Here is a 25,847-nt window from a genome sequence, read left to right as displayed (position 1 = left end):
ACATTTCCCGTTTCCAGGCACCCGGTCCCTGTCGGATCACCAAACATCCTGAGGTCACGACCCAGGGACCGGGTGCCTTTACCTGATCGCGGTGTGGAATGACCTTTCACTTGCACCTCCTGATGCTTCGACCACAAGATTAGGCGACAAATCCTGGTGATTCCGTAGTTCACTATCCAAAGCTGCGCCAATAATTTGAGTGGTTGGCTTGGCAGTGAATCACGTCTATGGAGGATTTATGCCCACCAGCTTGAGCGGTTTATTGTTAGCACTGCTGTCGATGCTGACCTTAGGCATCAGTACCTATCTCTACAAGCAAAGTACAGCGGCCATTGGGCCAACTAATACGACTTTTTTCTACTACTTGTTCAGCCTGATCATCGCGGTGGCCGTCTGGCTTGTCTTTGGCGAAAAGCAACCGTTTGAGAAAACGGCGCTCCTCTGGCCCGCTTTACTCGCGGTGTTTTTGTTCACCAGTGTGTGGGCCTTTAACTATGCCGTGAGCGTGATTGATGTGTCGGTGGCGGCGACGCTGCGCAGCTTGAGCTTTTTGGTCACGATTGGGCTGGCGGTCAGCATTTCCCACGAGAGTTTGGCGACAAAAGATTGGGTCGCGGCGGCTCTGGCCGCGATCTCGATCGTCCTATTTGGCATCAATCCGCAACGCTGAGTTGCTGGCTGAATCCCCTGACCGGACGTGCTGGCTGGCAAGGACCTAAAGCCCACTATTGGCCTCGGCCACGTTGATTATGGCGGCTCGATCTCAGCATCGGCAGCACCCGCATCAGTGCCTGCGGGTTCATCGAGTACCCCGGGCAAAATCGTGTCAATTTGGCTATCCGCTTCCAGGTCACGGATGACAGGGGCAGCGGTTTCGCGTTCGCCCTGAAAGATGGCGTCTAGGGCATCGGGCAAGGTTTCGGCCATGGCGATGCGATTGCCGTATACCAAAATGACGCGGGCCAAAATGGGCAGGCTGTTTTGCTCGGCTTCCAGGTACAAGGGTTCCACATAGAGCAGCGATCGCTCGATGGGAATGACCAGCAAGTTGCCCTGAATGGCCCGTGACCCCTGGGTATTCCACAGGGAGATGCGTTGGGAAATGGCCGGGTCTTGGTTAATGCGGGCTTCAATTTGCTCCGGCCCAAACACGAGTACCTGCTTGGGGAAGCGATAGAGCAGCATGTCGCCATAGCGATCGCCGGTCGAACTCGCCGCTAGCCAGGCCACTAGGTTATTCCGCTGCGCCGGGGTAAAGGGTCGCAGTTGAATGAAATCTTCCTGTTGCTGATTCGGCAGCCGCATGATCAGGTAATAGGGCTGCACCTCTTGGGCTTCGTTGGCGTAAATTTCATTGGGGGCGCGCCACTGGTCTTCCCGGTTATAAAACACTTGCGGGTCGGTCATGTGGTACGTCATCAACTGGTTGGACTGTACCTGAAAGTAATCCTGGGGATAGCGCACGTGGGCGAAGAGGGCAGGGGGCATATCGGCAATGGGGGCAAACATGCCGGGCAGCAATCGACTCCAAGTTTGAATAATGGGGTCATCAACGTCGGTCATGTAGAACCGAATCGCGCCGCTGTAGGCATCGATCACCACTTTGACCGAGTTGCGAATGTAATTGAAATCGTTTTCTAACGGGTCGGAATAGGGATAGCGATCGCTCGTGGTGTAAGCATCGATTACCCAATACAAATAGTTGGGTTCCTCGGGAGGGGTCGTGTTGGCAGCAGAGGCGTTGGTGCCCCACGTTTCACTGTCATCGCCAATATCCGCCACGACGAGGTATGGATCGGCGTCGAAGCGCAGGAAGGGCGCGATGGTCTGTACGCGATCGGTGATGGGACGGCGATACAACAACCGGGTCGCGTCGTTAAAGTCTTCGGTAAATAGCATTTGCCAGTCTTTGAGGTGCCAGGCAAATAGCAGCCGGGTCAGGGGATTGGCCAGGGAGATGCCACGATTGCCGGCGTAGGTCGTATAGGCATTATCGTCACCACTGGGAAAGTCCAGTTCTTGGACCTCGGTATCGACCATGACGTAGGTGTTGGTCAATTCGCCGAAGTAAATGCGGGGCGTACCGACGGGAATGCTGCGGCGCACGGCTTCGTCGCTGGGGGTATGGTCGATGTCGCGAATGAAGTAGGTGGGTAGGCCGTCATCATCGGCGGTATTGACCGGGCTCATGGTGAAGCCGTAGCCGTGGGTATAAACCAGGTGCTCGTTTACCCAAGTTTGGGCCACTTCGGGCACGCGCTCAAAGTTCAGTTCGCGGGCGGAAATCAAGACCTGCCGCAGCGTGGTGGAATCATCGTCTTGAATCAGGGAGTAGCGATCAACGTCGGCATCGGCAAATTCGTAGTAAAGGCGAATCTGTTGGAGCTGGCGGTTACTTTGCAGCAGGGGCCGCGTATCCCACAGCCGAATGTTGTCGAGGGTGAGGCGATTTTCTTCCAGATCGTCAAAGGTGAGATCACCTTGCGGCACAAAGGGCTGCACATTGATATCGGCTAAGTCAAAGGCGGCGCGAGTTTGCGCGATCGCTCGTTCAATGAAGGGGCGCTCGCGTTGTAACTCATTCGGCTGCACAATGATTTGCTGAACCAGCCGGGGGGCGAGCAGTCCTCCCACTATGGCCAAGATGAGATAGAGGGCCAAGCCCCAAATCAGGGGACGGGTCGTCAGGGGCCGTTGGTTGAGGGGTGGCAAAGTGGCGTGTTGGCGATGGGCAATTTCGCCAGCCCAGGCAATGACATCGCGCAGGCCGATCGCCCAAAAGAGCGATCGCCACAGCATTCCAATCCCCAAAAGGAGCGAAATAATGCTCAACGCGGTGTAAACCGGCAAGCCGACTCTGACATCGGTATAGCTCGCGCCATACACTACCCCTTGCGGCGAATAGAGAATTTCAAACCGCCCGAGCCAATGGTTCAGACTGGTAGCAAGTAATAGTAAGCCCCCCAAACCGTACAAATGGCGCTGCTGAGGTGAGGTAAAGCCGGGGAAGCGGCCATTGCTGAGGCTATTGCCTGACAGCAGATAGATCAGTGTGACGCTAACCAGGGTAAAGAAGATTAGGCTGATGAACCAAAATTCCAGCACTTCTAAAAAGGGCAGCCGAAAGACGTAATACCCGATGTCGTTGCCAAAGAGGGGATCCGCTGTCTCAAAGGGGACGGGATTGATCGCGGTCAAGACTTTAGTCCACTGCTCCGAGAGGGCGAGGCCCAGCGCGAGGCTGGCAAAGATGGCCGCGATCGCAGTACAGATCTGCGGCAAAAAGATGAAGGCCATGATGACCACCAGTAGGGCAGCCAATTGCCAGGGATAGGTGACCAACTGCACCAGCACTGCGCGGATCGCCTCGGGTTTGGCCCACAGCGGCAGCGGCGGCGCGGGATTGTAAACCGAGGAACTAAGATCCCAGTAGCTGGTGACCACGCGGCCCAAGTACAACATTTGGATGCCGAGTATCAGGGTGAGGCCACTGGTCAACAGCAATAGCAGCAACAACCCGATGCCGGTTTGGCGCGATCGCTCCCGCTCGACCGAAGAGTGACCACTCGTGGCCGGAGTCGGCAACCGTTTCGCCAGGGTCAAATTACCCCAGAGCACCAGCCCACTCAGCGCCGTTGCCAGCCCCCCTAATAAGACTTGACTCCGCACTCGCAGCACAAAGACATCGCTGTAGCCCGCATCTTGGAACCACAGCCCCTCAGCCCAAAAGTAGGCCATGACTTGCGCTAATAGCAGTCCGCTGCCGATGACGATGAGCCACGGCCAGCCAGACCAATACCGGAGTCGTTTTTCTAACATGCCTGCATTTTAAGGGGCGATCGCGGGAGTGGTCGCGGGGTGTTACAGAAGCATGAGGAAGCGCGTGAGGGTAGGATGCAAGTGAATTTTGGGCGGGGCATCTTGCCCGCGATCAAGACCGGCCCACTCATCCGCTACTCACCCATCCGCCCACCACTCATCTCCCCGTCCACAGACCTCAACCGGGATATGAGTTGCTCGCCGACCCTCAACTACTACTCGCAGGTTTTGTTAGCAAAGTCGCATTGATAGACGGCGGGTTCTTGCCAAGAGAGGGGAATCTCTAACAGGTCGCGGGGGCCGGTGATGCCGATGCCAACGAAGAGCAGTAGCGCGATCGCGTTGAGCGCAATGTGACTGCGTCGCCAAGCTTTGGAACGGTAAATTTCCGGCAAGATAGCGACCGAAATAATCATCAACAGGGCCGCCACGATGCCGTAATAGTAGTGGGAGATAAACCACTCGTTCGTGCGGCGATAAACCCCCTCCTGTGCGCCCAGAATGATCAGTCCCATGCTGGGAAGAGCGGCAAAAACAGCCCGCCAGATCGGTTTCTTGGCGCGATATAGCAACACCAACGTCGCCACGGTGAAGGCATACATCGCAATGATGAAAATAACCGTAAATGTTTCCTCAGCCAGCGCATTTTTATTGATCAGGGTTTTGATGATGGGGTGAGCCAGACCTAAGAGGGCGATGCTCACCACAGCGGCGGCCAACCAGCGGCCAATTTTGACGTGTTCTTGGCCGACCTGTGGCGGAATTTTAGATTTCTGCTTGGTTGACGCGGCTATGCGCCGTTGCCGGGTTTGTAAGGCAAAGTAGCTGACAATCCCGATGAGGGGAAAAACGTAGAAAACCGCGATCGCTGGGTGGACGAGCCGCAAAATGTCGGTGGTATTCATAGATGAGGAGACCGCAACAATACGATAGTGAATGCTGTGCTTACTGACTTTCAGGACTAGCTAATGCCTGTACAAGCGCTAGACCTGCTGCGACAATCGTAAACAGTATTTGTGAGATGAGGCTGAGCGCGACCAAATACCTTTCCCTGGACACGTCCCGATCATTGTCAAGGTTTGTTGCTGAATGATTTTGATCTGTAACTGATAGCGAGTTTCCATCCAGGCTGGGCAACATAAACCTGTGCAAAACATGAAATGTGTTGTTCTCACTACATAGTTCTCATGAGTCGCTGAACAACAGATTTCGCATTTCCTGAACCAAACAGATTTTGAGGTTTATTACCATGGCTGTTGAAAAAGTAAACTCTTCGTCCAGCTTGGCTGAAGTTGTGGATCGGATTCTTGACAAAGGTATCGTAATTGATGCTTGGGTTCGTGTATCTCTCGTTGGTATTGAACTATTAGCGATTGAAGCCCGAGTTGTGATCGCATCCGTCGATACCTATTTGAAGTATGCCGAAGCCGTTGGCTTGACGGCTCAAGCGGCTGTTCCCGCCGCCTAGCCCGGTTTGCGGTTTTAATTAACCCGGTTTGGGAAGAAGCAAGCAACACTGCAACTTCTTCCCAAACATTCAATTTTTCTGAGTTTGTCTACTGGTTTTCCCATCTTTGAAGCGGGGCGGTTGGATTAACCCATACAGGATCTCTGGCCTGGTGCAGTTCTGTCTCTTGGGACTTCATATTTATCGGCTACAGAATCGGTATGGTTACCCCCACTCTTACCAGAAGAGTGAAGTCTTGGTAGAAATCGGTAGAGACCTTTCACCACACTTTGCAGAGTTTTAGTAGGGAGATGACGGCTGTGGCGGCACTCCGAGATGAATGGGAAGCAGCGCGTACGACGCGCCGAGAAGAAATAATCCAACGCCGGGTAGCGGTGTTGGACGAGTTGGCACATTGTCAGCAGGTTCGTGAGGTAGACGCCGCCAAAACGCGAGCGGAACTGGCAGAACATTATGCGGCAGTGCAAGACGAAACCAGTTTGTACTTAGCCCAGGTCGAGCAACAGCGCCGGGCCATGGCGAAGCAAACGGTTCAGAAGTTAATGGCATTTGACGCTGAACTGCGCAGTGCAGTGGCTGAGCAACGGGCGGCTAATCAAGCAGACTTGTTTGAGCTGCAGCAAGCCACTCAAGAAAAGTTGGCGGATCACCGGCATGATCGCGATGTGATGCGGAGTCGTCAACAGCAAGACTTGTCTGAATATGTGGCCGAACTGGAAGACGTGGTAGCCGACTATTTAACTGAAATCCAGGAAAATCGGCAGGCGGCCGCCGTGGTTGATCAGGCTCAGCGCCATCGCGATCGCGAAACTTTGACCGCCGATGTCGGAGTCCTGCGAGAAGAGTTTGCGATGTATCGCCAGCACTTGAGACAGTCCGTTTGGGGGGATGCGGTGCCGCAAGCGGCTCCCGCTGCCGCTCCCAAAACAGCCACCACGGGTCGTCAGACGGCGGCGCGTAAACCCCGAGCCAAAGCGAAGCCCGTCGCCACGAAACTCGCCGCCCAATCCGCTGGGGCAAAAGCGCCTGCACCTGCGGCTCCAAAAGCGACCACCGCCCAATCGGCGGTGCCGACGGAAGAAGCGGTCTTCGAATATTTGCAAGACCACAACGATGGGGCGCGCTTGACTGAAATTGAATCCACCCTCGGAATTAATCGGTTTCAAGCGGTGGATGCCCTGCGATCGCTAATCCAAAAAGAGCTCATCGTTCAAAAAGATCGAACCTACCGTATCCAAGAGGAAGCCGTTCTGTGAGCACTGTTTTACAAGCCCGTCCCCGCAACTTTGTCAGTACCCCCGCCGTCGAACGCATTGCCCGCCGAGCCCTGCGGTATCTCCAATCGGGGTATTCGGTTCACCTGCGCGGCCCCGCCGGTACTGGCAAAACCACCCTCGCCCTGCATTTAGCCGATCTATTGAGTCGGCCCATCATGCTGGTGTTTGGTGACGATGAGTTTAAGACCTCAGATCTGATTGGTAATCAGTCTGGCTATACCCGCAAAAAGGTCGTCGATAACTATATCCACAGTGTCGTGAAAGTTGAAGATGAACTGCGACACAACTGGGTAGATTCGCGCTTAACCTTAGCCTGCCGAGAAGGGTTCACCCTGGTGTATGACGAGTTCAATCGCTCGCGTCCCGAAGTCAACAACGTTTTACTATCGGCCCTAGAAGAAAAATTGCTGGTGCTGCCCCCGAGCGGGCATCGACCTGAATATTTGCGGGTCAATCCGCATTTTCGGGCAATTTTCACTTCTAACCCCGAAGAGTATGCGGGGGTGCACGGCACTCAAGATGCGCTGCTGGATCGTTTAATCACGATCCACATGCCCGAACCGGACGAGCTCACTCAGCAGCAAATTCTGATCCAAAAAGTCGGGATTGAACCGGCTGATGCGCTGATGATTGTACGCTTGGTCAAAGCATTTAAATCCCAAATGGGGAACCACAGCGCCACGAGCCTAAGACCTAGCTTGATGATCGCCAATATTTGCCATGAGCATGGCGTCGCGATGATGACGGAAGATGCTGATTTTCGAGACGTCTGTAGTGATGTTTTGTTGTCTCGCGTCACCAATGAACTCTCCCCGGCAACCCATACTTTATGGGATTTGTTTAACGAGTTGACCGCCAGCGCAGAAGTCTTGGGCCCAGAGGGTATAGGCACTGATGTCAGCCCTCAACCCCAAGCAGATCGGCCAGTCGAGGCGAAGGGCTCAAAGGGCAAATCGACGACAAAAAGTAAGGCTAAAGAATCTGCTAAGGTTTCAGATGAGGCTAATGATGATAGTGCCTCAGCGCCAGAACTCGACGAAATCGAGTCCAGCATTTTGACCTTTTTGACCGCAAGGGAATCGGCTTCTCTATCAGAAATTGAGTCGGAACTTTCGCTCACTCGGTTTAAGGCGGTAGATGCCTTGCGATCGCTCGTCGAAGCGGACTATTTGCAAAAGCAAAATGGCGCTGGTAAACCCACAATTTATCGCGTATTGTCCAGTGAGTCATAGCCGACTCAGTAGGGTGATGGCGATATCTGGCTGGGCAAGTCACTTGGAGCCGCACCGGAGGCCCGATTCTGGCAAGTTTTCTTAAGGCACGTAAATGATTCCCCTCCGTTGTCGGTCATTGCCGCACAATTGAAGCGATCGCACCTAATTAGCCGACGGTGTTCATCCATTTCCTTCTACGATAAACGTCTGCAACGGCGTTGCAGACTTCGACACCCACGCTGCACACAAGGGCAATCATGACTGGCCAATCTTTATCTCGCTCTGCTAGTACCAATCGTCAAATGGCCACCGCGACCCAAGGCTCGACGTTGGTCGATGTTTTGGAACGGGTATTAGACAAGGGCATCGTCATCGCGGGCGATATCTCAGTCTCGGTCGGCTCCACCGAACTGCTCACCATTCGCATTCGCTTGCTGGTGGCATCAGTCGATAAGGCTCGCGAGATGGGCATCAACTGGTGGGAAAATGATCCCTATCTGAGTGCGCGATCGCAGGAACTATTGACCGCTAACGAACAATTGCAAGCCCGCATTGAAAGTATGGAAGAAGAGCTAAAACTGCTGCGATCGCAAGACTCATGAACGTTGCTTAGCCTGAAATACTGATCAGTAAACGCTTTCAGCAACAGAAGGCACCCTAAACAGCGGCAAAGGGCAAAACAGTTGTTTAATGATGCTCAGATTGCAAGCCAAACATCAGCCATCCCGACGGCTAATTGCCTAGATGCCTGGTAGGACGAGACTTACATAGGAACTGCTGGTGGTAGCTTCCATCACAGCATGAGGCAACAGCCGTCATGCGACAGACGATACAAGTCAGCCATGCTCATATTGAAAAGTGACCGCTGCTCAGTGCCTGCCCTTGGCTATCCCAGCAGCTTTGGACTAATGATGCCGCAGCAGGGATCCTACCCACTGCGGCATTGCTGTATCCGTTGACCTGAATGCAGCGTCCTACTTGCGACGAATAGCAGCGCCGTGAATGTCACTGCGCTCTGCCCCCATATAGTCATAGCCCCCAGGCGCACTCACAGGGGCATTGTCGATCGTATTGGTCGTTCGCAACACACCGGCCAACCGACCAGTGGACCCATCATTCATGAGTTCAATAATGCCAACCCCAGGGCAGCTACCTTGGGCCGCATGGGTCACCGAAACGGGCACCGGGCCTCGGAGAGCCACGACCAAATATTTGCCGTCAGGGGTTGCTTCGAGTAAATCGGGAGCGGGATCATTGTTGGGTAGCGCCTCGTCATCGGTCACTGAAGCGGCGGCGCAGGCTCCTAATCCGTCACCTTGCCCATCAGCAGAAGTGAGGTCATAGGTGGTGTGGGCTAGGGTGGCGATATCGAACACTTCAACATTGTTTTGGATGCGATCGACGGTGTGAATGAAATCGCCCGATCGCGCCATGCCGTGAGAATCCCGCCGGGTGGTGAGACCCGGCAGTTGCCCTGTGATGTTGGTCGCTTCGCCACTTAGGTTTCCAATCGTTGCTGTATTCGTTAAGTCCTTAAAGACCATGGCAGGAGCCGGAATATTCGGCTCATTGGAGGTTGTCTCAAACTGCGCGTCATCCAGCGTAAACAGGGTAAAGGTGGATTGTTCCGCCCCGGCCTCCGACGCAGAAACCCCAGCATTTAGCCACATCTCATCGCCCGCTTGCACGCCACCACAGCCGGCACCATTGACTACCTGATTGTCATATTCACCGACGATCGCCATGGGGGTGACAGTCGTATCCACGACAAGCAGCCCGCCGCCACCAAAGGTGACATAGGCATGATTGCTGTTCGACACGATCGGACAAATGATGACATTGTTGGCCCGCCCGCCCAGGGCGCTATCGGGGCCATCTTCACACCCATTTTCCTTACAAAAACCTTGGGGAGTCAGGTCACCGAAAGCCATCTCCAGGTCATAGCTGCCCACAACGCTGCCAAGCATCGGATTGCCGTGACTGTTTTCGCCGAGATAGACTTTGGCCTGGTCACCAATGGTCATGTCCTTGCCCACCCCCAGCGCCGCCGACTGATTAAAAGTGGCATCAATGATTTCGCCATCGGCATTGCGGGCGATATCGATGCGTTCCAGCACCTTACCGTTAAGGTTCGCAACCAGCAGGGCACTGCCATCGCTATTCCAGAATGACATGTGGACGGAGCGACCCGCGCTAGTTCCCGTGACGCGAAATAGGGCAACCGCTTCTTTCGTTTCACCGTCGATGATGCCGACATACCCGCCGCCGGGGGAAAACAAATTGACATTCATATAGCGGTTTTGCGGATCTGGCAGCATGCCATGCAGGCGACCAAACTCTGTCCCGAGTTGATTCCCCGTGGCCCCATTCTCCCCATATTCAGCCAGCGCCGCTGGGAACACATCATAAACGTTGCACGGCCCGTCACCAGGTCGATTTTGGCCGTCACAGCCGAGGGGTTCAGCGACCTCACCCGTCGCGAGTTGGTTTTCTACGTCCTCACTGTCCCAGACCCAAATCCAACTACCATTGATGCCGCGAGATTCGACATCGGCGATCGAGTTCGACTGGTCAGATCCCCAGATTTCATACCCGTGATGTTCGGCTGATGCCATATTGATGGCGAGAGTTCCGGCCACTAGGGCAGAGGCCGCAATAGAGACTTTGAAACGAAAATGTTGCATTGTGATTCCTTCATGGGAGCTGAACAGCGGGCCGAAACAAGGCACCAGTGCTGTATGAGCAGAAAACAAGAAAACCGGTCTAAGTAGAGTAGGTTCACTATTTTTTTTAACTTTGGTTTAAGAAGCGCAACAAAACCCGACGTTGCCCGACCTCAAAGATCTCCCTCGGGATGATCAATATTTTGAATTGAGATGGTCATAGAGTTCAAGACTCGGCCCCAAAATGACGGTTGTCCTCCAATTCTCCGAATCTTTAGCTTTTAGCCGTTCCCGCTCCGTCGACACCATGCCTGATGCAGAATTGCAAGGAACGTCTATGTGCCGATCGTTCAAAGATTGGCCGTAAACAAAACACTTCAGGGGATGGTTACTGCCATCTGAGTATTGCTGGGGGAGTGGAGAGGCCGATACATAAAATGACGACTGTTGTTGCGATCGCCAGGCCAACCATCCGCAAATCTAAAACCTCGCCAAGCACAGCTAAAATCCAGCTTTGTCAAGTGCGGGAAGTGAATATTAGCTGACTACGGTAAATTTTTTCAGATCTTTGCTGTGGGCCTCAACAAACTTCTGTATAGATAGGAGTAGACGACAGTCTTGCCGTTGACGTCCGAGGGCAAAGTTACTGCCTACAGAAAGGAACGGCGAACGAGCGAGCGGCTGAGTAATCCCCCCTTGGAAATGTCCTCGGGCTCGTTGATGTCAATACTGGTGCCTCCTTTGGGTACCTTAAAGACCGCCGATTACTTTTTGCTCCGATGCCAATGTGCCCCCTTAGCCTCTAGTTGGTAATGTCACAACAGCTTCCTTCCATCACGCTTAAAACCTCAACGGCCCAGATGGCGTTGTCGCTGCTTGAGTCCGGCAATTATCACCAGGCCTTGCAAGTCTTTCGACAGGTGCCCGATGGCGATCGCACCCTTGATGATTGGGTTAACCAAGCCGTTTGTCTATTGCACCTCGACCAACCCGAAGCCGCGCTACAAATCTGCAACCAGACCCTCGATCTGAGTGCAACGCACCCCCAAGCCTGGCTCTTCAAGGGAGTGGCCCTGTATCGCTTGGGGCAGTATGACGAAGCCTATGCCTGTTATGCTCAGGCCGCCACCGCTGACCAGCAGCCAGCTCAGCCCCTTCAGCGTCCTTGGACGCGCGGCTGGCAAGTACTGAAAACGGCAACCAAGCGTTTTTCTTAAGCGACTGGCACCCAGCGATCGCGACACAATGCAGTTGTTGAACGGCTCCGTGGGGCTGCCGTCACCGCCGCTGTCGCTGCTGGGGTGATCGTCTTTTTCGCCTATCGGTACACTAGGGTCTGAGCAACTGCTAGCGATGTGACATGTCTGCCCCTGCCTCTACCTCTACCCAATTTCCCTCCTTAGAGTCGGCGCTCAAGCACTTTTTTGGCTACGACGAATTTCGGCTTGATCAACGCGCCGTGATTGAAACGTTTTTGAGTCGTCAAGATTGCCTCGTCGTGATGCCGACGGGCGGCGGCAAATCGTTGTGTTATCAACTACCTTCCCTGTTGCGTTTGGGCGTCATGGTGGTGGTCTCGCCCCTCATCGCGCTGATGCAAGATCAGGTGGATGCGCTCCGCAACAATGGCATTGCGGCCACCTTTTTGAACAGTAGCCTCAACCTAGCCGACGTCAGAACCCGCGAACAGCAGTTGTTAGCTGGGGAGGTCAAGCTACTCTATGTGGCCCCTGAGCGGCTGCTCAGCGAGAGTTTTTGGCCCTTTTTATCGCGGTTGCAACAGCAGGTCGGTATTTCCGGATTTGCGATCGACGAGGCTCACTGCGTCTCCGAATGGGGGCATGATTTTCGACCGGAATATCGGCAACTGCATCAGTTGCGGACGAGTTTTCCCGATGTGCCAATGATGGCCCTCACGGCCACTGCTACCACCCGCGTCCGGGAAGATATCTGCCGACAATTGGCGCTGCAAACGCCAGCGACCTTTGTCGCTAGCTTTAATCGGCACAATCTGTATTACGAGGTTTTACCGAAGGATCGTCAAGCCTATGCCCACCTACTGCGGCAAATTAAAGCTGTAACGGGGGCGGCGATCGTTTACTGCATTAGTCGTAAGCACGTAGACGAATTGGCCGGACGCTTACAGCAAGATGGGGTGGCGGCGCTGCCCTACCATGCAGGATTATCGGACGATACCCGCAGCGAGCACCAGAACCGCTTCATTCGTGACGACGTTCAGGTGATGGTGGCGACGATCGCCTTTGGCATGGGCATCAACAAACCCGACGTGCGGCTAGTGGCCCACTACGACTTGCCCCGCACCCTCGAAAGCTATTACCAAGAATCGGGCCGGGCCGGGCGGGATGGCGAACCCGCTCACTGCACGGTGTATTTCGGCTATAGCGATGTCTCGCTGATCAACTACATCATTGAGCAAAAGTCGGATGAGCAAGAGCAACAGATTGCTCGGCAGCAGCTACGGCAGGTGCTCGACTATGCCGAAAGCACGGTTTGTCGCCGCCAAATTCAGCTCAGCTATTTTGGCGAAACGTTTCCGGGGCAGTGCGATCGCTGCGATAACTGCCGCTATCCCAAACCGCTGGAAGATTGGACGGTCGAGGCCCAAAAGTTTCTCTCTTGTGTGGCCCGCTGTCGTGAGCGCTTTGGCATGGTGCATATTATCGATGTGCTGCGGGGCTCCCAAAAGAAACGGATTTTGGAACTGCAGCACGATCAGCTCTCGACCTACGGCATTGGCAAAGACCGCTCCACTGAGGAATGGAAACTGCTGGGGCGATCGCTGTTGCATCAGGGCCTAGTGGAAGAAACCACCGATGGTTTTCCTGTCTTAAAGCTCAATGCGGCGAGTTGGCAGGTGCTGCGCCAGCAACTCTCCGTGCAGATCGCCATTCCCGAAACACTCAAGGGCGACAGCGAAGACAGCCCCGAAACCTCAGCCGAAGCCGCCGGACTCCTGGCACAGCTGCGATCGCTGCGCAAACGCCTCGCCGACACCCAGGGCATTCCCCCCTACATCGTGTTTACGGAAAGTACCCTGCGGCAAATGGCTCAACGGATGCCGCGATCGCTGACTCAATTCAGCCGTATTTCCGGGGTCGGCAGTCGCAAACTCGAACAATACGGCCAAGACTTTGTCGAGACCATTAATGCCTATTGCGAAGAGCATGGCGTTCAACCCCCGGCGGCTGCGCCAAAGCGGGCCTCTAGCCCCAACTCAACCCAAGCCCAAACCCTTGAACTTTACCAGGCAGGCCATGGGCTAGATGACATTGCCCGTTTGCGCAACTTGCGCCACAGCACCATTGTGGGACACCTAACGGCCCTGCTCGCTGCCGGAGCCCCGATCAACCTGGATGATCTCGTCCCCGCTGACCGTCAAGCCGCGATTCGTCAAGCCTTAGCCGCAGTGGACAGTCCCTACCTCAATGACGTACGCGATCGCTTGGGGGCCACCTATTCCTATGACGAGATTCGGCTCGTCCAGGGAACCCTGCGGCATCGGGGCAACACCGCCTGAGACGCCGACCAACGATCCGCTAGCTAGCGGCCCAAAATGTCGTGTAGCCGCCAGGTTTTAAGCTATTCTTTATGAGTGCTGATGCACTGCTGTGAACAAACTTCTTTGATTGTTAGGTTATGATAACTCCGACCCGATACCCCATCATGGCAATTGGAGGGGCAGAAGATAAGGTCGGTAAGCTTGCCATCTTGACAGCCTTTTTTGCCAGTGCAGGCGGTCAGCAAGCCACGATTGGCATCGTGCCCTGCGCGTCTCAAGAGCCGAGTGTGGTCGGCGCTCGTTACGACAAAATCTTCACCGCACTGGGAGCCCAGAACGTTCAAGTTTTAGACATTCGCAGTCCCCACGAATGTGATGAAAATCGTTGGCTGGAGCTGTTAGACAGCTGTACTGGAGTCTTTCTCTCCGGCGGGGATCAGGTGCGGTTATACGACTTCCTTAACAACAGCACCTTCATGGCAGCCATCATGCGGCGCTTGCACCTAGGGACGTTGGTGGTTGCGGGCACCAGCGCGGGCGCAGCGGTCATGGGCGAAAAGATGATTTCCGGCGGTAGCAGCGGTGAATCGCCGAATCGTTCCCTCGTTGACCTGATGGATGGGTTGGGCATCATTCCTGAATTACTAGTCGATCAGCATTTTCATAACCGCAATCGCATGGCTCGACTATTGAGCGCGATCGCGGCCTATCCCGACAAGCTCGGTATCGGCATTGACGAAGATACCTGCGCCGCGTTTCGTGGCGACGGCACGTTTGAGGTCATTGGCAAAGGGGCCGTCACGATTATTGATCCCGGTGACCTGACCCATACCAACTATCGACTGTCGGATGTCTCGTCGCCCCTCAGTCTGCACGATCTGCAAGTTCATGTGTTGAGTGCGGGCGATCGCTACAACTACAAAAACCGCTCAATTTGCACCCCGGTGATTGAAATGACCCCCTCTCTGTAGGAGCGGCAACGGCAGCCAGCAACTCTGGTCTGACGCTGCCGCTTTCAATCACTTGCGTCAGTCAGAATCAATGATTTCATCGCCATGCCGCTGGTCTGCTTTAAAGACATGTCATCACCTGATAACAATGGCTGCGAGCTTTTGTGGTTCTCAGATGAATGTTGTATTATCGACTACAGTTATCGAATTCCCTTCACACTCTATTTTTCGGCACCACAGCATTGTTTTTATCCCGCAGAGTCACTTTAGGCATTATTTTTTGACTGCTGAAATTCCATCTCCAGGGCATTTCTTTTCTTCTGCGAATCGTTTACAAAATGGACTAGGTAAGTCTGTGAACCAGTCAGCATATTTAGGCTAATTTTTTCTAAATCTCTCTGCTTTGCACTTGCAACTTAGGAAGCCAGCCAGCTCTGCATATCTCCGGTGTCTCCCCTGTGCTAAAAGCTTTTATCCTGTCAAAATCTGCCCAAACACCCTTCTGCCGCCTATGAAAATTCTGCAAACTCAAACCCTCCGTGGTCCCAACTACTGGAGCCTCCGCCGCCCTCAATTAATTGTGGCCCAGTTAGATTTAGAGGACTTAGCGGATCGTCCGTCTGACACTTTGCCCGGCTTCTACGAAGGGTTAGTGCAAGCGTTGCCCAGCCTCGAAGAGCATTATTGTTCGCCGGGGTGTCGCGGGGGCTTTTTGACTCGGGTGCGTGAAGGCACCATGATGGGCCACATCGTGGAGCATGTGGCGCTAGAGCTGCAAGTGCTGTCAGATATGGAAGTGGGGTTTGGGCGCACCCGTGAGACCGCCACCCCCGGCGTCTATCAAGTCGTAGTTGAGTATAAGAATGAAGCCGCCGGACGCTATGCGACTCGGGCAGCGGTGCGGCTTTGCCAAAGCATTGTGGAAACGGGCACCTACCCAGAGCGGGAGCTGAGAACGGACCTGGCTGATTTGAAGGAACTCCGGGCCGAGGCGTCTCTGGGGGCAACCACAGAAGCTCTAGTGGCAGAAGCCGAAGCGCGGGGCATTCCCTGGATGGAATTGGCAGATTGTGACTTGTTCCAACTGGGGTATGGCAAGTATCAGAAGCGGGTGCAAGCGGCTTTGACCTCCTTCAGCAATGTGCTCGGGGTGGAACTGGCCTGTGACAAAGAACGGACGAAATCCGTTCTAGAGGAGATGGGGGCTCCGGTACCCGCCGGTAGAGTGATTTTTGCCTTCGACGAGTTGGAAACAACCATCGATCGCCTCGGGGGCTATCCCATCGTCATCAAGCCCTTAGACGGCAATCACGGACGAGGAATCACCACCGATATTCGCGCTTGGCGCGATGCGGAAGCCGCCTACGATCGCGCCAAAGAGATCTCCAACGGCGTGATTGTTGAGCACTTTTATGCCGGCCGCGACCATCGCATTTTGGTGGTCAACCATCAAGTGGTGGCGGTGGCAGAGCGCATTCCAGCGCGAGTGATCGGCGACGGTCAGCAAACCATTGCGGCGTTGGTCGATACCGAAAACCGCAACCCCCGGCGAGGAGACGGGCACGACAACGTGCTGACGCAAATCAAGCTAGATGCCGCGACCGATGGCATGTTGAGTCGTCAGGGGTTTGACTTGGATACGGTGTTAGCCGCTGGCCAAGTGGCTTATCTGCGCGAAACGGCGAACCTGAGTACCGGCGGCACTGCCATTGACCGCACCGACGATATTCACCCTGACAACGTTTGGTTGGCCGAACGAGTTTCGCGCATCATTGACCTGGATATTGCGGGCATTGATGTCATCACCACTGATATCACCAAGCCTCTACGCGAGGCTGATGGCGTCATCGTCGAAGTCAACGCCGCTCCCGGATTGCGCATGCACCTGGCTCCCTGCGAAGGGATTGCCCGGAATGTCGCGGCCCCAATTTTACAGATGCTGTTCCCGCCGGGAACGCCCAACCGCATCCCCGTTGTTTCGATCACGGGCACCAATGGCAAAACGACCACTACGCGCTTGATCGCTCACATTGCCCGCCAGGTCTATGATGCGGTCGGATTTACGACCACCGATGGCATTTACATTGGCGATCGCCTGATCGAAAAAGGTGACACCACTGGCCCTCAGAGTGCGCAAGTCATTTTGCGGGATCCGACCGTGGAGATGGCCGTGTTAGAAACGGCGCGCGGCGGGATCTTGCGATCGGGACTCGCGTTTAACCACTGTGATGTGGGCGTGGTGTTGAACGTGGCAGCTGACCATCTGGGTCTAGGCAACATTGACACCATCGACCAAATGGCTCGCGTTAAGTCTGTGATTGCGGAAGCGGTTCATCCCGACGGCTATGCAATTTTGAATGCGGATGACGAGCGGGTGGCTGCGATGGCCGATCGCGTGGCGGGCAAAGTCGCGTACTTCTCAATGGATGCGCAAAACCCCATCGTGCAACAGCATGTCAAAGCAGGCGGGATCGCCGCTGTTTATAGCGACGGTCAGCTCGTGATTTTGCAGCAGGAGTGGGTGCTGCGCCTTGAAGATGCTAAACAAGTGCCAGTCACCCTGGGGGGCCGCGCTGACTTCATGATTGCCAACGCCTTAGCAGCCAGTTTGGCGGCCTATGTGCAAGGCATTCAGATTGATCAGATTCGCGCCGCGTTGCGCAGTTTTGAGGCTTCGGCCAAGCAAGCGCCAGGGCGCATGAACCTGTTTAATCTGGGCGATTATCACGTACTGGTGGATTATGCCCACAATAATGCTGGCTATGAGGCCGTGGGCAGCTTTGTGAAAAATTGGGCTGGCCCCACCGTCGGTGTGATTGGTGGCCCCGGCGATCGCCGCGATGAAGATCTGATCGGCTTAGGGCAGCTCGCTGCCACCTTCTTTGATCAAGTCATCGTCAAAGAAGATGACGATGGTCGCGGGCGTCCCGCTGGGGAAGCCGCCAACTTCATTGTTCAAGGCATCACCGCAAGCACCCCATCAGCGCTGCCCTATACGGTCGAATTGGATGAGGTGACTGCGATCGAATCAGCCCTGGATCATGCGCCTAAAGATGCCTTGGTTGTGATTTTTCCCGAGCAGGTGAGCCGGGCGATCGAGCTGATCATGGCGCGCAATCCGGTCGCTGACCCAGCTCCAGACCCCACGACTGACTTGTCCTTCGACACTTCCCCGCTGGAGCCCATGCCAGTCGGCGGTCAGTAAGCTTCCCGGTGACCTGTCCCGGACTAACGTCGTAGCGACTCTGCGGTGGCTCCCTCTTCCTAGACTCCCATGCTTGACTCGACACGTTGAAGACGTTGAGCGAGGGCATGGGGGCGCTCGGCAATTACCGGCAAACCGTGGTCAATCCAGACAACGGCTCAATTCGTATCGATCCAGTGGAACGTCAGTTCGACAGCTTGGTCGAACTCTCTCTTCAGACCTCTCTACCAGAGGGAGAAAGGTTTGAAGCCCTGATGAACTGGTGACGAATTCTCCCGCGCTGGGGTGTCAGTCAGGAGCTTAAAAGTTGCATCGAACTCACGTAGCGGAGTCGCGCGATCGCGCGACTGATGTTGAACGGATGAAATGGATAGGCGTTAGGAGCGCGATCGCTCAGTCGCCCCAGGTGGGCTGCAGGGGGGCGGGCAGGGTCAAATACGGCGGCGTGTAACCGCCATACATGGCCTGGGTGGTCAGCAATACCTGATTGAGCGCTTTGACGGTGGCGGCATCGGCCGGGCGCGGCACGGCAATCCGGGTCATGTAGGCGGGGGCGTAGATAGAGTCAAAATGATGGTTGAACTGGGGCAACACCTGTTGTCGTCCCCCTTCGGCAAAAAGTAAGTCAATCGCGCCATCGGCCTGTAGGACAAAGAGCGGGTCTTGCAGCATGACTAGAGGCAATGACACCGAGACTTCACCACTGTGATTAGAGAATCGCCAGGTCAGATTGGCCGCCGCCTCGGGAGTCAGCTGGGGAAAAATTTGTTGCATATTCCCGTCGGTCAGGCGACGAGTGCGCGGGGGGGTAGGGGTACGAGTCTCGGGCCAACCCGTGAGGCGAAAGTCGAGATTGTTGAGCCCGTGCAACACGGCGGGGGCCGCATTGCCGTCGGCCCCGGCAACCCGCTTGAGTTCGGGCCGATACTTTTCGACCAGGTGTAAAAGTGCTAACTGACTTGGGGGCAGTTGGGACGGGGTCTGGTTGGAGGAGAGATTGCAGGCGGTGCTCACCAACTGCATGAAGGTATCGCGATCCCAGCGTTCGAGATCGCCATTAGACACCATTTTGAACCACAGGTCGCCCATCGCATCGAGGGTGGGGGCCTCGTCGGGGGTGAGGGCCATGAGATTCGGGACGACATAATTGTCGAGACCGTAGCGCTTGATATTTTGGCCGTTGCCCCATTGCTTATTTAGGTCGGGCATATCGCGCAAAAACGGGTAAATAGCGCGGGTGAATTCCAGATACTCGACGCTTTTGCGATCGCTGGGCTGAAATTCGGCATACACCAAATCACTCAACCGCTTGGCCATCGCCACCGACAGCAGCGAAAACGCCTCCGTCGAAATATCGAGCTGATGGCGCTGCAGCAGGCGAAACACCTCGGCTTCCTGGTTGGCTGCGTCGGTGTAGCCCGTTTCCAACTGTTGAATGGCTGCCTGTACCGCGTTGATGTCGGCCACCAAATCAGGCTGCCATCGTTTCAGCGCGCGCCAAAACTGCGGATTGAAGGCCTGATCACAAAACAGCAGCGTCAGCAATTCCGACGCAGGTAAGCCCGGCGCATTTTTCTGAAAAAAGGTAACGAAGTGCTGCCGCGCGATGGGATAACTCTCAGCCGCGGGCCAACTGGTAATGGCTTCAGTACGGGTGGCAAACAGGCCCAAAATCCGCGACGTATCCATCTGGTTGACCGATCGCCGCCCCAACTCATCGGTCAGGCCAATATCCGCCCAAAAGTCGCGATCGTAGTAGTCGTTGATCGCCGTCAAAATCTCATCACCGTGGGTGGCAGCCAGGGTCGTAAGCTGCTCTCTGAGAGCCGTTTCAAGACTGCGTCGATGGGCATAGCGGTGATGGTAAGCTAGCGCGGCCTGCTCCAGCTCGGCGGGAAACAGAGAAACGCCCTGCTGGTTCAGGTAGGCGATATTCAGCGCGTGCACAGCGGGGGTATCTTCTGCTGCGGTGGGGGTCGGTAGGGGCAGGCGACCGAGGGAAATGGTGGTACTGGTGGATTCGGCATCGGTGTAGTCCTGCTTGGTGGAAGCGGCCTCGACCTGGGCGATCGCCTCCAAGCGCACCCACGGTTCCACCGGCGTGGTGAGGAGTGATCGCATCAAATACTGTTTGTTGGTCAGCTCCTGCTCGTATTTGTAAAACGAATGCACTGAGCCCGCCCCCGCGTAAAGGTCTTGCTCGCGCAGGTAGGGAAATTCCAGCGTGGTGAGGTGAGTTTCCACTAAGGGAATTAGTTCTTGCAAGGGCACATCGGCCTTTTGCGCCGCCCAAAAAAGGTGGCCTAAAAAGGGGCGGAGATAATAAGCGTTGGTGTCGAAGACTTTATTACTGATCAGTTCTTCATGTTCGCCCCGCCCGAGATCCGCCGCAATGAGGGGAATGGCCGGATTGCGCTGCAAATGCCAAAAAAACTTGTCGTCTAAGACGTGCTGCTGCCCTAGGGGCACCGTACTGCGAATAATTTCATAGGTTTCACGCGATAGCGGCGGCACCACGACCCCGTTCGACAGCACAAACGTGATGCTGTTATCGGCATTCACCCGGTAGGTGGCCCCTTCCAGCAGGCGAATGGAGTGCCGGGGTTGCACGCCGGTCAGGGCCACAAATCCCCCGACCTGCACCTCGGCGAGAAAGGCATCCTTGCCCCGCAACAGCCCCTGCCATAAATCCGCGAAGCGACTTTTGGGAATGGGCAAAATGTAGCCCGTTGTCGCGCGGGACGCAGGGGGAGCCGCGATCGCGCTGGGCGTCATTGGGCCGGTAAAATTTGCTCCGCCCCAGCAACTGGTGAACACGGCCAAAATCAGCCAGCAGTGACGCCTTCGACGCAGGCGCACAGGCAGTAAATTTTTGAGAAAACAGCGCGATCGCACGACACAAGAGCCCTATGACTGCCGCCAGTATATCGACGATTACAGCGAGAGCATCATTTCCGTAAAGATGTCGAAACCGCTGTGGTTCGCCAGGCACAGCGCATCGCCGATCTGTAGAGCGATCGCCATGGCGATCAACCCCTAACCGCTCCTGCGGTCAAGCCGCTCGAAAGCGGTGGCAATGACCCCCGATCCTAACGTAACGCTCAGCCTGAAATTGCGGCGGCTCCTAAGCTGCCGCTGCGCCGAGTCTCGGGACTCGGGATTCGTGGTTTACTCACTGGTCATAGCTGCCGCCGACGCTGATCGGTGTTCCGACAATTTCGGCTCGAGTAATATCCAGGTTATCCAGCGTGGCTCCCGCCACGTCTACAAAGTAAAGTTTGGCCTCGGTCAAATCAACGTTGGTCAAATCCGCATTCCGCAAGCTGGCGTTGGTCAAAAACGCATCGGCGAGAACGGCACCTTGCAAATTTGCGCCCTCCAGATCCGCACCTTCTAAATTCGCTTCAGTGAGGTTGGCATTGGTCAAGTCGGCCCGCCGCAAGTCAGCCCCAATAAGATGAGCCTGCGACAAGTTGGCACCGGATAAATCGCAGGCGTAACAGCTGTTGGTGGTCAATAGCTGCTCAACCTGAGCCAGATCTTCTGCCCGCGCGGGAATCGCGATCGCGATCGGCAGTGCGATAGACAACATAGCAGTGGTGAACAATTTCATGAGTTCCCCCTTTTGCAACAAAAATTATGGCAAGGGAGCGACCGCAGCTTGCCTGCGTACCTTCGGCGCGCTGAGAACTCACATAGATTACTAGTAGTGATTACTAACAATTGATTGAGGCAATCAGTTCGCTGTTAGCAATGCAGACAGTCCGGGTTCAAAGCTTAAAACTAGCTACGATATGGGGTGACCCGGCTTAGTAAATCCATTAGAAAACGTGGCCTAGATTACAAACTCTGCACAATATTTGAAACCTTTAGCTTAAGCTTACATTTCAAACTTATACAGGGTTTCAGCGCCTTCGAACTTTTCTAGTAAGGCAACTTGCCATACTCCTATAATCTCACATTTCTTCAGTCGTGCAAGGCCGGAAAGCCGGTCTGTCAAGAATCTTAGGGATTGCGGTGTCTGACTATTGATAGAGACTCTTCTCGAAGTCTTCACAAAAGTGATGGATATTTTCCGGGTCAATTGGTCAGTATAGAGTAGCTAAACCACAGTCCTGATTTAGCTCGTTTCCATCTAACGATGGAATTTTGAATTCATGGAGTTTTGTGACTAACCTTGACGTTTGGAAATGTAGACCAAGGGAACGATTGACTCGTTCCACAGCAACCTAATTTCTTTCGTGAATATGTTAGGTTGTGGCAGTCAAGAACTTGCTTCACACTCCACATTGCTAACTCAGCTTTACTCCCTGCAGAAATATGCTTTGTCAAACTTGTCAACGGAAGTCTGATTGCCTGCCAGCGGCGTTGGCGGCTAACGATACTCGACTTTACACACTATTGAAGCGGCTGGAATGCTGCGATCGCTACCTAGCGGCTAAGGCCACTATCCCCAAAGCACCCGTCGCTCGCCGCCAACTCCTCCAACTCATCACGCGCCACTCCACTTAGAGAGCGGTAAGGCAATCAGAGCTCAGCTCAGAACGGTGGCTGGGGCGTTGGGTAGTCCGGTCGATGGGGATCGTTGCTACTGGGTCGTGAGCCTGTGGCAAGCTAGCTTGTGTTGTATTTTCCTTCAGCGCTGCTATGACGACTGCCACCATACCTATTTGGACTCTCCGCGATCGCGATTTCCACTGGGGCGATCGCACCTATGTGATGGGCGTGCTCAACGTCACCCCGGATAGCTTTAGCGATGGGGGTCGGTTCAACACACGGCAAAGCGCGATCGCCCAAGCCACCGCCCTCGTCAATGCCGGAGTCGATATTTTGGATATCGGCGGCCAGTCCACCCGCCCCGGCGCGGCACAAATTTCCCTTGCAGCAGAACAGCGGCGCGTCGTGCCCGTGATCGAGGCGATTCGGGCCAGCGATGAGCCGCGACTATCCCAGGCAGTGATCTCGGTGGATACGACCCAAGCGGCGGTGGCGCGGGCGGCGGTACGGGCTGGTGCTGACTTGGTGAATGACATTTCTGGTGGCACGTTCGATGCGGCCATGTTCTCCACGGTGGCCGACCTGGGGGTGCCCATTATTCTGATGCACATTCGCGGTACCCCCGAAACGATGCAGCAGCACACCGATTATGCTGATTTGATCGGTGAAATCTATGACTTTCTGGAGCGCCAGATCAAAACGGCCCAGGCCGCTGGGGTGGGACATCACCAAATCGCGATCGACCCTGGCCTGGGGTTCGCCAAAACCTACCCGCAAAATCTGGAAATTCTCCGACGGCTCCCAGACTTTCGGCAGCTGCACTGCCCGATTTTGATTGGCCCCTCGCGCAAAAGCTTCATTGGCTGGCTGTTAAACCAACCCGACCCGCAACAACGAGTGTGGGGTACAGCGGCGGCCTGTTGTGCCGCGATCGCGGGTGGAGCTGATATCATTCGCGTCCACGACGGCGACGAAATGGGGCAAGTCGCCAAAGTCGCCGATGCCATTTGGCGGCAACGACTCCCCGATGACTGTGCCCCTGCCACCTGAAATCTCCGCAGCAAATGCCCCGCTCCCGACTGCCAGCAATGGGAGCAGCGATCGCCGCGCAGCAGAGGTCACCCGAGCGCTACCGTCAACCGTTAGCGGAAACGCACATCCCGGAATATGACCCGCGTATTAAAGCCTTCACGTCGCAGTTCCAGCATCCGAATGATGGCGTCTTCTTCACTGCTAAACGCCCCGACATTAATGAAATCGCCCTGGCGCGATGAGCTATCTAAAAAGGCATCCGGGAAAAAGCGCTGCACCTCTCTCAGGGTGCTTTCTCCCCCAAAGACCGCCGTAATATAGGCGTCATTGACTCTCGTATCTGGACCAGCACCACTGCCACCGTTACCGTTTTCACCGCACGGTTGGCCCGGGGGGAAATCAGCGGGAGGAATCCGATTCTGACCACTCCCGACACTGTTCTCACGGAGAATTCGAGCCCCGTTAGTGTTGTAAACCTCCAAAAAGGTGGTTTCTGAGCAGTAGTCATAACGAGCGTAATATCGCACTGGCTGATTTGTGAGCCCGCCCGTGGCAACATAGCTCACCGACTGCTCAAACTGGTCTACAGGATTGACCAGGCTAGCCAGTGCACCATTCACCTCTTGACTATTCGTGCGACGGTTAAAGACATTCATTAACCGCTGACCGCCACGATTAAAGACTCGCACCGCATAGGTTTGCGTTTCAAAAAAGAGAAGCGTGTCCGGCTGGGTAGTACCGCCGCCGCCGCTCGGCAACCCGACGCCTGGTGGCACGTTAAATACTGAAACGAGTTCGGCGTCTTCTACTCGAATGACGCTGACTTCGCCGCCAGGGCCAAAGTTTTGGTCGAGAATGAAGAAACGGGCAAAGCCCCCCGCCGGATCCTGGGGTTTGGCAAAGACTTGAGAGGCGTATTCCACCTGTCGCCCATTAAAGCTGCCAAAACTGACGTAAGCATCTTGTCCTTGAACTGCACTGAGGGAAGCGGGAGCCCCGTTCAAACGGGTGATGCCTTGAATATTGTCAAAGACGTTCATAAAGGTGCCGCCACCTCTTTCAAACACTCGCACACTAAAATCACCTGTGTCGTAAGCCAAAATATCGCGAGTAAATTGGGCGATTTCTAATGACTGCTCATCTTCGACCAGGGTTTCTGGTAGAGCTGTCTCAGGCATTTCTCTAGCCGCTTTGGCCATGCCTGAGTGGATAACGGCACTGATCACCAACGTTGATGCCAGCGCTAGCGAGGCAACTTTACTAATAACAATAAGGGGGGACTGCATTACGTTGCTCCTCATCTTCAACCACCCGTTGAGCCCGCAGAATTCTGGTCAAAGGAACTGAAAATACTGCCGTTATGACTCAGAGAATGCGTTCATACGCCCGTAATTCTATGTCAACTTTCTGAAATGGTGCGATTTTTCTGATTTTCCAATGCCTGCTCCAGCTCAGTTTAAATCAGCGTTTCCGTAGAGGCCCAAATTAGGCGACGAGTATAGGGGGCTCCGTCAAGTTTTATGACGACTCGGTTTTGACTCAGCCTTAAGTGAACCTGAGTGTTGGATGTTGGGATGATTGCCCGATCGCCCCTAGCCACGCTGTGATGCTAGTCGGTGCGATTAGCCTGATGAAACCTGATGAGAGGAGTTGACCTGTATGTTTAAAGATTACTGGCGTCGCTGGGCTTGGGGCATTGGCTCCACGGGGATGATGCTGGGGGCGATCGCGATCGCGCTCCCCGTCCAAGCCGAAACCATGGAAGCCTATTGCGACACCCCCAGCTTTGCGATCAAAATCTACAACCTGGATGATGAGCTTGATCCAGAATCACCGAGTCGGGGCGATCTGTACGTTCGCATTTACGATCGCGACGACAACCTCAGCTTTATGAATGGCGTCCCTGTGACGGCAGAGGAAAGCGACTATAACAACATCGCAGGCACCTATTACACCAACCTCATGGGTGAAAATGAGTGGCAGCTCTTTGTGCCAGCCAATCCCGGTGGCGGCCTAGACCCCGAAGCACCTGGAGCGAGCGACTACCGCTGTGCCCTCTTTCGCGATGGCGAGCTTTTAGAACTGGGCCAAGCACAACGGCCCTAGAGCCCGCCAGGATGGAGCCGTAAGGGATCTGCAACTAAATAAAGTACCCGTTCAATCCGGTTTCGACTTCGCTCAACCTACCAGTATCGAGAGTTG

19 protein-coding genes are annotated in these 25,847 nt (G+C 54.9%); 13 read left to right on the top strand and 6 right to left on the bottom strand.

Translation table 11 applies throughout. From position 1 onward, the window contains the following. Positions 1–238 precede the first annotated feature (238 nt). The gene (locus JUK32_RS13490) at positions 239–670 is read left to right on the top strand and encodes an EamA family transporter (RefSeq protein WP_204139380.1); all 432 of its coding nucleotides are present in this window, start codon (positions 239–241) and stop codon (positions 668–670) included. A 77-nt stretch (positions 671–747) separates the two neighbouring features. Here JUK32_RS13490 and JUK32_RS13485 read toward each other — a convergent pair whose 3' ends face one another. Then, positions 748–3,819 carry a UPF0182 family protein gene (locus tag JUK32_RS13485; protein ID WP_204139379.1) on the bottom strand — a complete coding sequence of 1,024 codons (3,072 nt, stop codon included), beginning with the start codon at positions 3,817–3,819 and terminating at the stop codon, positions 748–750. Between the two features lie 215 nt (positions 3,820–4,034). Further along, the gene (locus JUK32_RS13480; protein WP_204139378.1) at positions 4,035–4,724 is read right to left on the bottom strand and encodes a DUF4079 domain-containing protein; all 690 of its coding nucleotides are present in this window, start codon (positions 4,722–4,724) and stop codon (positions 4,035–4,037) included. 344 nt (positions 4,725–5,068) lie between these two features. Between JUK32_RS13480 and gvpA the strand changes: the two genes are divergently transcribed. The 4 genes from gvpA (at position 5,069) to JUK32_RS13460 (ending at position 8,380) form a co-directional block, all read left to right on the top strand. Continuing rightward, positions 5,069–5,287: a gas vesicle structural protein GvpA gene (gene gvpA / locus JUK32_RS13475; RefSeq protein WP_073608715.1), complete on the top strand. Its 219-nt coding sequence runs from the start codon at positions 5,069–5,071 to the stop codon at positions 5,285–5,287. Between the two features lie 299 nt (positions 5,288–5,586). Then, complete coding sequence (locus JUK32_RS13470; protein ID WP_204139377.1) at positions 5,587–6,543, top strand: hypothetical protein; 957 nt, start codon at positions 5,587–5,589, stop codon at positions 6,541–6,543. Continuing rightward, entirely contained in the window at positions 6,540–7,796 is a 1,257-nt protein-coding gene (gene gvpN / locus JUK32_RS13465; RefSeq protein ID WP_204139376.1) for a gas vesicle protein GvpN, read from the top strand. Before JUK32_RS13470 ends, gvpN begins: the two co-directional genes overlap by 4 nt. A gap of 239 nt (positions 7,797–8,035) precedes the next feature. Beyond that, the gene (locus JUK32_RS13460; protein WP_239112636.1) at positions 8,036–8,380 is read left to right on the top strand and encodes a gas vesicle protein; all 345 of its coding nucleotides are present in this window, start codon (positions 8,036–8,038) and stop codon (positions 8,378–8,380) included. A 372-nt stretch (positions 8,381–8,752) separates the two neighbouring features. On the opposite strand, the gene JUK32_RS13455 is transcribed toward JUK32_RS13460, so the two are convergent. Further along, positions 8,753–10,462, bottom strand: coding sequence for a hypothetical protein (locus JUK32_RS13455; RefSeq protein ID WP_204139375.1), 1,710 nt, complete (start codon positions 10,460–10,462; stop codon positions 8,753–8,755). A 791-nt stretch (positions 10,463–11,253) separates the two neighbouring features. Here JUK32_RS13455 and JUK32_RS13450 point away from each other — a divergent pair. The 5 genes from JUK32_RS13450 to JUK32_RS13430 all read left to right on the top strand — a co-directional run bounded on the left by JUK32_RS13450 (position 11,254) and on the right by JUK32_RS13430 (position 18,382). Continuing rightward, on the top strand, positions 11,254–11,658 hold the full coding sequence (locus JUK32_RS13450) for a tetratricopeptide repeat protein (RefSeq protein ID WP_204139374.1): 405 nt from the start codon (positions 11,254–11,256) through the stop codon (positions 11,656–11,658). Positions 11,659–11,801: 143 nt separating this feature from the next. Then, the gene (gene recQ / locus JUK32_RS13445) at positions 11,802–13,979 is read left to right on the top strand and encodes a DNA helicase RecQ (RefSeq protein WP_204139373.1); all 2,178 of its coding nucleotides are present in this window, start codon (positions 11,802–11,804) and stop codon (positions 13,977–13,979) included. 146 nt (positions 13,980–14,125) lie between these two features. Next, positions 14,126–14,932 carry a cyanophycinase gene (locus JUK32_RS13440; protein ID WP_239112634.1) on the top strand — a complete coding sequence of 269 codons (807 nt, stop codon included), beginning with the start codon at positions 14,126–14,128 and terminating at the stop codon, positions 14,930–14,932. 490 nt (positions 14,933–15,422) lie between these two features. Beyond that, positions 15,423–18,116 (top strand): cyanophycin synthetase, encoded by a 2,694-nt coding sequence (gene cphA, locus JUK32_RS13435; protein ID WP_204139371.1) that lies wholly within the window; start codon positions 15,423–15,425, stop codon positions 18,114–18,116. An 86-nt stretch (positions 18,117–18,202) separates the two neighbouring features. Then, positions 18,203–18,382, top strand: coding sequence for a hypothetical protein (locus JUK32_RS13430; RefSeq protein ID WP_204139370.1), 180 nt, complete (start codon positions 18,203–18,205; stop codon positions 18,380–18,382). A gap of 127 nt (positions 18,383–18,509) precedes the next feature. Here JUK32_RS13430 and JUK32_RS13425 read toward each other — a convergent pair whose 3' ends face one another. Next, the gene (locus JUK32_RS13425) at positions 18,510–20,891 is read right to left on the bottom strand and encodes a hypothetical protein (RefSeq protein ID WP_204139369.1); all 2,382 of its coding nucleotides are present in this window, start codon (positions 20,889–20,891) and stop codon (positions 18,510–18,512) included. A 397-nt stretch (positions 20,892–21,288) separates the two neighbouring features. Beyond that, positions 21,289–21,729 (bottom strand): pentapeptide repeat-containing protein, encoded by a 441-nt coding sequence (locus tag JUK32_RS13420; RefSeq protein WP_204139368.1) that lies wholly within the window; start codon positions 21,727–21,729, stop codon positions 21,289–21,291. Between the two features lie 707 nt (positions 21,730–22,436). On the opposite strand from JUK32_RS13420, the gene JUK32_RS13415 reads away from it, so the two are divergent. Both JUK32_RS13415 and folP read left to right on the top strand, forming a co-directional pair. After that, entirely contained in the window at positions 22,437–22,628 is a 192-nt protein-coding gene (locus tag JUK32_RS13415) for a hypothetical protein (protein WP_204139367.1), read from the top strand. A gap of 135 nt (positions 22,629–22,763) precedes the next feature. Continuing rightward, positions 22,764–23,663 (top strand): dihydropteroate synthase, encoded by a 900-nt coding sequence (gene folP / locus JUK32_RS13410; protein WP_204139366.1) that lies wholly within the window; start codon positions 22,764–22,766, stop codon positions 23,661–23,663. Between the two features lie 92 nt (positions 23,664–23,755). Here folP and JUK32_RS13405 read toward each other — a convergent pair whose 3' ends face one another. Further along, complete coding sequence (locus JUK32_RS13405; protein WP_204139365.1) at positions 23,756–24,931, bottom strand: hypothetical protein; 1,176 nt, start codon at positions 24,929–24,931, stop codon at positions 23,756–23,758. 373 nt (positions 24,932–25,304) lie between these two features. Between JUK32_RS13405 and JUK32_RS13400 the strand changes: the two genes are divergently transcribed. Next, on the top strand, positions 25,305–25,751 hold the full coding sequence (locus JUK32_RS13400) for a hypothetical protein (protein ID WP_204139364.1): 447 nt from the start codon (positions 25,305–25,307) through the stop codon (positions 25,749–25,751). Positions 25,752–25,847 lie beyond the last annotated feature (96 nt).

Origin of the sequence: Halomicronema sp. CCY15110 (assembly GCF_016888165.1) — a bacterium.
Taxonomy (GTDB): domain Bacteria; phylum Cyanobacteriota; class Cyanobacteriia; order Phormidesmidales; family Phormidesmidaceae; genus Halomicronema.
This window is presented reverse-complemented; position numbering and strand designations above follow the sequence as displayed.